The 7,305-nt window shown below is 67.6% G+C and carries 9 protein-coding genes; 4 read left to right on the top strand and 5 right to left on the bottom strand.

Annotation, left to right across the window (positions count from 1 at the left end):
• From JNK68_16875 to JNK68_16865, 3 genes are all read right to left on the bottom strand, one after another.
• A partial coding sequence (locus JNK68_16875; protein ID MBL8542018.1) for a DUF445 domain-containing protein occupies nucleotides 1-1,220 on the bottom strand: 1,220 nt, incomplete at its 3' end.
• 15 nt (nucleotides 1,221-1,235) lie between these two features.
• Nucleotides 1,236-1,808: a PepSY domain-containing protein gene (locus JNK68_16870; protein MBL8542017.1), complete on the bottom strand. Its 573-nt coding sequence runs from the start codon at nucleotides 1,806-1,808 to the stop codon at nucleotides 1,236-1,238.
• 32 nt (nucleotides 1,809-1,840) lie between these two features.
• Complete coding sequence (locus tag JNK68_16865; protein ID MBL8542016.1) at nucleotides 1,841-2,791, bottom strand: acetyltransferase; 951 nt, start codon at nucleotides 2,789-2,791, stop codon at nucleotides 1,841-1,843.
• A gap of 22 nt (nucleotides 2,792-2,813) precedes the next feature.
• Here JNK68_16865 and JNK68_16860 point away from each other — a divergent pair, with 22 nt between their 5' ends.
• Nucleotides 2,814-3,905, top strand: a complete 1,092-nt coding sequence (locus JNK68_16860; GenBank protein ID MBL8542015.1) for a VanZ family protein — start codon at nucleotides 2,814-2,816, stop codon at nucleotides 3,903-3,905.
• 9 nt (nucleotides 3,906-3,914) lie between these two features.
• Here the strand turns inward: JNK68_16860 and JNK68_16855 are convergent, their stop codons facing one another.
• The gene (locus JNK68_16855) at nucleotides 3,915-4,382 is read right to left on the bottom strand and encodes a hypothetical protein (GenBank protein ID MBL8542014.1); all 468 of its coding nucleotides are present in this window, start codon (nucleotides 4,380-4,382) and stop codon (nucleotides 3,915-3,917) included.
• Nucleotides 4,383-4,529: 147 nt separating this feature from the next.
• On the opposite strand from JNK68_16855, the gene JNK68_16850 reads away from it, so the two are divergent.
• From JNK68_16850 to JNK68_16840, 3 genes are read left to right on the top strand one after another with little or no spacing between them, the layout of a single operon-like run.
• The gene (locus JNK68_16850) at nucleotides 4,530-4,838 is read left to right on the top strand and encodes a (2Fe-2S) ferredoxin domain-containing protein (GenBank protein MBL8542013.1); all 309 of its coding nucleotides are present in this window, start codon (nucleotides 4,530-4,532) and stop codon (nucleotides 4,836-4,838) included.
• The gene (locus tag JNK68_16845; GenBank protein ID MBL8542012.1) at nucleotides 4,835-5,467 is read left to right on the top strand and encodes an alpha/beta hydrolase; all 633 of its coding nucleotides are present in this window, start codon (nucleotides 4,835-4,837) and stop codon (nucleotides 5,465-5,467) included. Before JNK68_16850 ends, JNK68_16845 begins: the two co-directional genes overlap by 4 nt.
• A gap of 29 nt (nucleotides 5,468-5,496) precedes the next feature.
• On the top strand, nucleotides 5,497-6,408 hold the full coding sequence (locus JNK68_16840) for an ATP-binding cassette domain-containing protein (protein MBL8542011.1): 912 nt from the start codon (nucleotides 5,497-5,499) through the stop codon (nucleotides 6,406-6,408).
• A 66-nt stretch (nucleotides 6,409-6,474) separates the two neighbouring features.
• Here the strand turns inward: JNK68_16840 and JNK68_16835 are convergent.
• A partial coding sequence (locus JNK68_16835; protein MBL8542010.1) for a hypothetical protein occupies nucleotides 6,475-7,305 on the bottom strand: 831 nt, incomplete at its 5' end.

Raw genomic sequence — 7,305 nt, 5'->3', positions numbered from 1 at the left:
GCCAGGCCACCGATGATGGTGCCGTTGAGCCGGATGTACTGCAGGTCGTTGCCGACTTCCTGTTCGATCTTGTCGGTGAACGTGCGCGCATCCCAGCGGCGCATGGTCTCCGCGATGAGGAGCCCGACCTCCCGCCGGCGCGTGGTGACCGCGCGCACGACGGTCGTCTTCACCCACCCGTCCACCTTGAGCCGCAGCGCCTCGTCGACCAGCAGGGCATCGGCGAAACCGACGATCACCGCCGCTACGCGCTCCTTGAGCTTCGAGCCGGGCTGCGCGGCATCGCGGCGGACGGCGCCCTTGATCTCACCCCAGAGCCCCGCCACGTAGTTGCGCACGGCCGGGTGCTCCAGAAGCTCGGCCTTGAGCCGTTCACCCTGCGCGAGATACTCGGGCGAGGTCGTGAGCTTCGCGATGAACTCGCGCACGGCGGCATCGAAGCGCAGCCGCCAGGGATGCGCCGGATCCTCGCTCACCTCTCTTAACTGCTGCTCCGCCGCCGTGAGCAGCGTTTTCGCCACCACCGCGTCGAGGCGGAACTTGCGCAGAAGCCACGCGGTATTCTCGGTGATTTTCTGGCGGATCATGCCGTCGTATTCACCGAGCAGGCGCGATGCGGACTTGAGCAACGCATCCATGATCTCCTGGTGACGATCGTGCTGCGTCAGCATGCCGAGCAACCGACCGGCGAGCGGCGCCGCCTCGATCTCGTCGACGCGCGCGAGCAGCTGCTCCGAGATGAATCGCGAGACGTCCTCGTCCTCCACCGCATCCAGCAGCTGCGGCAGGAGGTCGGTGACACGCGTTGCAACGGCGCTGCTGCGACCTTCCTGCTTGAGCCACTGCGCGGCGTGGCGCGCGAGGTCGACATCCGCCAGCTTGTTGTGGAGAAGCTCCGGCTCGAGGAAGTTCTGCTCGACGAAGCGGCCGAGGCTCGCGCCGATGCGGTCCTTGTTGCGGGGAATGATCGCGGTATGCGGGATCGGCAACCCGAGCGGGTGACGGAACATGGCGACGACGGCAAACCAGTCGGCCAGCGCACCCACTGCGGCCGCCTCCGCGAATGCGCGCACGACGCCCAGCCACGGGTAGCTCGGTGCATACAGCGTCGCCACGCCGTACACGAGAAGCATGGCGACCAGCAGTCCGGTCGCGATTCCGTGCAGGCGGCGGCGCGGCCGCAGCCGTTCCGTTGCGGCGGCGGTCCTGGGCGATTCCATCCCCAGCGAGAAAGCTCAGCGCGGCTTCTCGGAGACCTCCGTGACGTCTCCGCTGATGCCGTCGATCTCGACTTCGATGCGCTGCCCCTGATTGCCGCGGATGTGGATCTCGTAACCGGGGCGACCGTCGGAATATTCGTACACCACCGACGAGATGGTGCCGGGATACTGACGCAACGCGATCTCCTTCGCCCGGTCTTCGCTCACCTTGAAGATCGGCTGCGGCGAGATCACGGTAACACCGGGGCCGCCGGCCGCCTGCGCTGCGGGCACCGCCGCTGCGGGCGCCGCCGCAGACCCGCGACCCCTGTCGTCATCCTCGCGCTCGATCTTGACGATCCTGATGGTCTCGAGGTCGCAGTCCAGCTCCCAGCGCTTGCCGTCGTTGCCGATGATGTCGATCTCATAGATCTGCCTGCCGTTCTCGGTCTCCTGGCTCACCGAGACCACGCTGCCGGGCTTCTTCGCCAGCGCCGCGTTCACGCAGCGGTGCAGCGGCGTCGAGTACTGGCGGGCAGGCGCGGGGGTGGCGACGAATGCGCTGAGCACCATCGCGGCAAGTGCGATCGGCAAGATGCGGGCGGGCATGGCATTGCTCCTTTCAGGGATGCGACAAGCGCTCAGAAAGCGCGCTGAAACTCCGCCACGAAGCGGTCGAGATCGGATTCCGCGAGCATGTTGATGCCCGCCGCGGCGGCGCGACCGCCGCCGCTGGGAAATCGGCGGCACAGCGCGTCCGCACCGAGCGGCCGATCGCGCGGCGCCCGCACGCTCACCGTGAAGCCGCCTTCACGCGCCACCAGCACGGCATGGGCACGCTCGCGGCGCGCGCGTGCGAGATCGTTCGCCACGGTGCCGGAAAGACGCCGGCTCCACGCCGCGTTCGGCAGCACGTAGACGGCGCCGGACGCAGTCTCCGCATACGCCTGCAGCGCGGCCGCGCGCCTCTGGTCTTCTGCCTGATTCGCGCGCAGCGCAGCGAATGCCGGTTCTTCCTCGATGAACGTGAAAGGGTCACGGTGGCGGCTCACGATGCGGTAGAGTTCCGCCGGCGGATAGACCAAGTCGGCGATCTGCTCGCCATAGCCGTTGTAGTTCAGCAGGCGGCCAAGCTCGGCCAGCAGTTCGATGCGCGCCGCCGCAAGCTGCAGCGGCGCGGCCGCCACCCGGGCCGTCTCGTCGAGATTGTCGCCAAAGGCCGCCGCCACTGCCCACGGCCGCCACTGGCCGCTCAGGTAGCGATCGACGAGAAGACTCGTGCAGACGTCGGGGCTCGTGTCGATGACCGCCGTCAGGGCCGGATGTGACGGTATGTCTCCGGGATAGTGATGATCGAAGTACTGACAGCGCACACCGCGCGCGAGCAACCGTTGCAAAGCTTCGGCATTCTCCTGCATCGAGACGTCGAGGACGGTGAGCACATCACCGGCCTCGGCCTCGACCTTCTCGACGAGCCGCAGGTCGCGCTTCACGCCGGTGACGAGCACCGCGTCCCGCGGCTCCGACAGGCGCAGTTGATGCAAGGCGCAGATGCCGTCCGCGTCCCCGTTGAAGATGTCGTAGTATTTCATGCGTGATGATCGATCGACTGGCATGATTACCGCGCCATCGGCCGAGCTCGAAGCGAGCGGCCCGCGTCTGGCGTGGTTCTTTGCCCTAGCTTATCTGTTGCTCATCCTGTATGCCAGCCTCACGCCCTTTGCCGGCTGGCGCGCCCCGGCGGGCGACCCGTTCGCGTTTCTGACCGCGCCTTGGCCGCGCTACTGGACGGCTTTCGATCTCACGATCAATGCCGTTGCCTACCTCCCGCTCGGGCTGTTGCTCACGCTCGCGCTCATCAACTACGTGCCGCGCGATGTTGCCCTGCTGACTGCGACGCTGGCCGGCGGGGCGGTGAGCCTCGGCCTCGAGTTCGCGCAAGGCTACCTGCCGGGACGCATCAGCTCCAACCTCGATTCCGCGATGAACCTCACGGGCACCTTTCTCGGCGCGATGATCGCGGTGCGCACCGGCAGCCTTGACTTCGTCTCGCGCCGCTTCATGTGGCTGCGCAGCCGCTTCCGTCCCGGCGTGCACGCGGACATCGGGCTCGCGCTGCTCGCCCTCTGGTTCGCCTCGCAGCTCAATCCGTCGCTGCCGCTGCTCGGCAACGTCGCGATCCGCGTGCCGGGCGGCTCCGCACTGCGACCGGACTACGCGCAGCCAGCCTTCAGTATTCTCGAGATGGGTGCGGCGATGTTCACGCTGCTCGCCGTGGGACTGATGCTCGCGGCGCTCGTGCGCAAGCCGTGGCAGGCACTCGTCGGCACCACCCTCCTCGCGCTCACCGCGGGACTCATCAAGCTGGCGGCGGGTTTTCTGTTGCTGCGACCGGAAGCCCGCTTCCAGTGGCTGTCGCGCGAAGTGTGGATGGGCGCCGCGTCCGGACTCGCGCTGCTCGGCCTGTTCCTCCTCACGTCGGAGCGCTGGCGCCGTCTGGGGTGCACGATGTCGCTGCTCACGGTGATCGCGCTGACCCAGATCTTCGCGCGCGATGCGAATCACCTCGATTTTCTGCGACTCTTCAACTGGCACTACGGCCAGTTGCTCAACTTCACCGGCCTGGCGCACACCGTGGGCACCGCGTGGCCGTTTCTCGCGCTGGTCTGGCTCTTCCTCGGCCGCAAACCGCGCCGCGACCGCTGAACCACGCCCTCACTTCGCGAGCGGCACCTTCCGGAAACGGTCGACGCGGATCACCGCCTCGCGCAGCCCCTCGATCTGGTAGAGCCGCAGCACCTTGGTCGGTGGAATCACCGCGCCGAACTTGGCGATGTAGTGCCGACGAAGCTTGTCGAGGTCCTGCCGGGCCTTCATCCACTCGTTGATGAGCTGACCGGCCTTCTCGTCGCACAGCTGTTCGCAGCTCAGCTGGTAGTCGGTGAGCACCGTGTCGACGCGGTCCTCGATCTTCGCGCGCTGGGCGTCGTAGCGGTCGTAGACCGGCCAGAAAGCCTTCGCCTGGGCGTCGGTGAGCTTGAGGTTCTGCGCGACCAGGGTCTTGGCGTCCGTCGACTGCACGGCGCGCATGATGGCCGCGTTCTCTTCGAGGGTGTTCTCTGCCTGCGCAGGCAGCACGGCAAGCGCCAGCACGGCGCAGAAAAAAGTGCGCAACAAGGTCATGAAGGGTCTCCGATTCGTGGGTTCGGAAGAAGGCTCGGCATCGAGTCGAAATCTGCGGCGCAATTATATGCGTGAATGGGCTACGCCCCCGGATGCCGCAGGCTGCGTGCGCGCACGCTATAATTTCGCGCGCGCTCCGGAGGTGCCTTGAGCTATTTCCGCTACCACGTGTTCTTCTGCTGCAATCAGCGCGGTGCCGGTGAGGCCTGTTGCAACAATCGCGGTGCGTCCGCCCTGCGCGCCTATGCCAAGGATCGCGTGAAGGCGCTGGGCCTCGCCGGGCACGGCAGGACGCGCATCAACCAGGCCGGCTGCCTCGACCGCTGCACCGAAGGACCCGTCATCGTCGTCTACCCGGACGAGGTCTGGTACACCTACGTCGACCAGAGCGACATCGACGAGATCATCACCGAGCATCTGCAGAACGGCCGCATCGTGGAGCGACTGCGCATTTGAGACCGCCGCATCCGGAGCGCACTTTTATCGACGGTCCGGCCGGGCGCCTGGAGGTGCTCGTCAACGAGCCGGCCTGCCCGCGTCGCGGCATCGCCCTCATCGCGCATCCGCACCCCCTGTATGGCGGCACGATGGAGAACAAGGTGGTGAACACGCTCGCGCGCACGTTCACCCAGCTCGGCAACATTTCGCTTCGCTGCAATTTCCGCGGCGTGGGCAAAAGCGAGGGGCTGTACGACGAGGGCCGCGGCGAGACGGAGGACATGCTGGCGCTTGCCAACTACGCGCGTCAGCGCGCCGGCGATCTGCCGATCCTGCTCGCCGGCTTTTCTTTCGGCGGCTTCGTGCAAAGCCGCGCCGCGCAATACCTGCAGCCGCAGCGGATGGTGCTGGTGGCGCCCGCCGTCGGCCGCTTCGACGTCGAGAAGGTCGCCCGGAACACGCTCATCATTCACGGCGAGCACGACGATGTGGTGTCGCTCACCGAGATCCTGGAGTGGGCACGCCCGCAGGAGCTGCCGGTGCTCGTGCTGCCTGGCGCCGGCCACTTCTTTCACGGTCAACTGCACTGCCTGCACGACATGGTGATTGCCGCAGCGCGCGGCTGGTCCGACCCGAGCGGTCACTAGTCGTGGGTGACTCGGCCAGCGCGCGGACGATGGCGCCGCTGCGGGTCCGCGGGCTCACCAAGCGCTACGGCGGCACGACGGTCGTCGCCGGCGTCGACCTCGAGCTCGCCGGCGGCGAATGCTTCGGCCTCCTCGGTCCCAACGGCGCCGGCAAGACGACGACGCTGCGCCTGTGCCTGGGCCTCACCGAGCCCGACGCCGGCGAGATCGAGTTGCTCGGCCTGCCGGTCCCCGCGCGCGCCCGCGAGGCGCGCACGCGCATTGGCGTCGTCCCGCAGTCCGACACCCTCGACCCTGACTTCACCGTCTACGAGAACCTGCTGGTGTTCGGCCGCTACTTCGGTCAGAGCGACGCGACCACCCGCGGCCGCATCCCCGACCTGCTCGAGTTCGCCGGGCTCGCAGGGCGCGCGAAGGCGACCATCCAGTCGCTCTCGGGCGGCATGAAGCGGCGGCTTGCCCTGGCGCGGGCGCTCGTCAACGATCCCGACCTCATCCTGCTCGACGAGCCCACCACCGGCCTCGATCCACAGGCGCGGCATCTCATCTGGGATCGCCTCAAGCGGCTCGCGGCGGAAGGCAAGACACTGCTGCTGACGACGCACTTCATGGACGAAGCCGAGCGCCTGTGCCAGCGCCTCGCGGTGCTCGACCAGGGGCGGCTCATCGCCGAAGGCGGCCCGCAAGCGCTCATTGCAGAGCATATCGAACCCGAGGTGGTGGAGGTCTACGGCGACGGTGTCGAAGACTGGCTCAGCCGTGCCGGCAGCCGCCACGCCGAGCGCTGCGAGCGCACCGGCGAGACCGTATTCTGCTACCTGCGCAACGCCGATGCGCTGATCGCATCGCTCGCGGCGTGGCCGCGGCTGCACTACATGCATCGCGCGGCAAGCCTGGAGGATGTCTTCCTCAAGCTGACGGGACGCGAGCTGCGGGACTGAGACGACGCGGACAGCGTCGCCCGGATGCACGTGCGACGCCGCTGTGCGTGGCGGAAGGACGACGGCTCAGAAGCGCCCGACGAAGCTCGCGCCGAAGAGCGGCGCCGCGTCAAAGTCGTCCTCGCGCAGCAATCCGCCGGACGCATTCTCCAGCCGCAGCTTCCCGGCAACCACCACGCCGCCGTACAGGTGCAGCGCCATCTGGTCGTTGAAACTACGTGTCACGCGCAGGAAGATCGGCGCACCGCGCTCCTCGCCGATGCCATTCGGCGTCGAACCGGTCTCGCTCAGACGGAAGCGCAGCACCCGCCACGCCGCACCGACACCGGCGGTCCAGCCACCGTCGAACTGGTAGTCGAGCTCGAGTCCCGCAGGACCGGTAGGTCCGCTCGGCAGCGGGTTGATCACGCGCCAACGGTCACCCAGGCGCCAATCGACGATGAGAAACGGAAACACGCTGGTGGTGTCGATGCGGTCATACACGCCGACCCCGAGGCCGACACGATTGCCGTCGTCGAAGCGCTTGGTGCCGGAGACGAGTCCGCCCCAGACGACCGACTCGCCGCTGTCCGCACCGTTCTCGCGCACCCAGTCGACCGAGGGCGCAGCACCCACACTCCAGCCATCACCCACGTCGAACGACAGCGGCAGCGTGAAGCCATAACGCTGGACGGTGCCCCACGGCGCCCTGATGCCGAGCGAGCTCGGCGTGGAGAACGAATAGTCGAGATAGTCGTAGTTGAGCGTGAGGCCGACGCTGTTGGCGCCGCCCAGGCTGTACGCTGCGCCACCGCGCAGGATGACCCCGCGCGTGCTGAAGTCCCCGCGGCGATCGAGATCTGCGTTGCCCTGGTACACCGGCGTGATCGAGATGAAGGGTCGCAGCTGCCCGCTCGT

This window comes from Betaproteobacteria bacterium (genome assembly GCA_016791345.1).
Taxonomy (GTDB): Bacteria; Pseudomonadota; Gammaproteobacteria; order Burkholderiales; family JAEUMW01; genus JAEUMW01.
Note: the sequence above shows the minus strand (reverse complement) of the source record. Positions and strands in the feature narration are given on the sequence as shown.